We start from the raw sequence: 1,762 nt of genomic DNA, 5'->3' as shown, positions 1-1,762 counted from the left end.
TCTATAATACATAATTTTGACTCTTTATAAAAATTTTGATGTGTATAGTATAACGGAGTTTTATTATTAAACTTATCTATAAGCCAAAATCCTCTGTTTGAACCATCTTCATTCAGTTCATTATTATACATTTCCCAAAACAAAACAAATGGACATCCCCATCTCAAAGCAGTTTTCATTACCCATTTTGCTCTCTGGTTTATTACTTCCTGAGAATAAGCAGCCTCACTCCAGCCATATTCACCTATAAATAATCTCTTTCCATTTATAGTCTTTTTTTCTGGAATTTTTGATTCTATATAATTGAGATGACTAGTTAGTACAGAATCCATTTCTTCTTCAGTAGAAGGTGGATTTGTTGCTGTATATGATGAAAATGATACATAATCTGTATTTGTAAATGGTAAAACACTATTAGTCACACAATCTTCTCCTTTTACAGCTAAATCAGATAAATTAAGTTCCAAATAGTGATATAATTCTACACCTTTATGAGGAGTATCCTTTTTAGCATCATCAATAGCTTTCTGTCTGATATTTATCCACTTAATCATACCCTCAATAGTCTTTGGATTAGCAGACTTGGTCCTATCATAGTCCCAGCGCAAATGCCAGTCTCCTTCCCAATTTCCCAAGAAAAAAACTTTTTTTGTTCCTGAATATTCCTTCAATAAATATGAAGCCAAATCATAAATTTCTTTATATGACTTTTTTGCATATTCATCAGATAAACCATCAATAAATTTTATCTGATAATCATCCTTTTTCATTCCTTGTGGCTCTTGCGTGTATTGAGAAAACTCATAAGCCCATATTTGATAATATTTAAAATCCATATCAAGTACATATTTTACAGACTTCTCCTGAGCCAAATCTTTCAAACATCTTATACTATCATCAAAAGGAATATCATAATTTTCCCAATAATATCTTGGACTTAAACTAAATTTCAGAATATTAGATCCCATTTCATGAATAGCCTTTGCTGTTTCAACAAGATTTGTTTCTTCTGTAAACTTATATTTAGCTCCAACAGTCTGAGTACCTATTATGTAGTTAAATTCTTTCAAATCAACATCTAAATTATTATTGTTACACGATAACAGCATAAATAACAAAACGACTAAAATATTAATTCCAACCTTTTTCATAAAACAATTTTTATATTACAATATACTATTTATAAAAAAAACAACTATTTCCTCCTCTTCCATCCTCAGCTACATACTTCCATTCACCATTTGTCTTATACAATATGCATACACATGGATTAGATATGAAAAATTTAGTCTCAGCATCAGGTAATATATATTCATAATCTGTTTTTTTGACTACAAGAAATACCATTTCCCTCTCTTTGTCAAATATTTCTATTATACCATCTCCTGATTTATATTCAATTTTATCAATCTTATTGCTTACATTATCATTTACACCAACATTAGGAATTATAAAGTACGAAAATAAATTATCATCCAGTTCATTATCAAATACTCCAGAAACAGTAAATACAGGTAAAGATAAAACAGAGTCTGATAATGCGTTATTTATATTCTTCCATGCCCCTTCATGCTTTTTGTTAGATACATAGACTTTCTCTTTACCATTTATATGATAGCATATTGAGTCATGCCATATATTATTAAAATTACCTGTTTTTTCATACGTAAATATTAAGCGTCCTACACATAGAGTAGGACAGGTTTATACTAAAATTGATATAAAACCGAGTGTTTTGACAAAAGAAAGATTAGCACTCATG

Annotated in this window: 2 protein-coding genes; both read right to left on the bottom strand. The window is 29.2% G+C overall.

The features are described 5' to 3' along the window. Positions 1-1,151, bottom strand: a 1,151-nt coding sequence (locus H6A61_RS15170; RefSeq protein ID WP_204394735.1) for a hypothetical protein, incomplete at its 3' end; no start/stop codon positions are given. 25 nt (positions 1,152-1,176) lie between these two features. Further along, entirely contained in the window at positions 1,177-1,638 is a 462-nt protein-coding gene (locus H6A61_RS16310) for a hypothetical protein (protein ID WP_430746822.1), read from the bottom strand. Between the last annotated feature and the right edge of the window lie 124 nt (positions 1,639-1,762).

It is taken from the genome of Bacteroides caecigallinarum (genome assembly GCF_016901995.1).
GTDB lineage: Bacteria > Bacteroidota > Bacteroidia > Bacteroidales > Bacteroidaceae > Phocaeicola > Phocaeicola cellulolyticus.
This window is presented reverse-complemented; position numbering and strand designations above follow the sequence as displayed.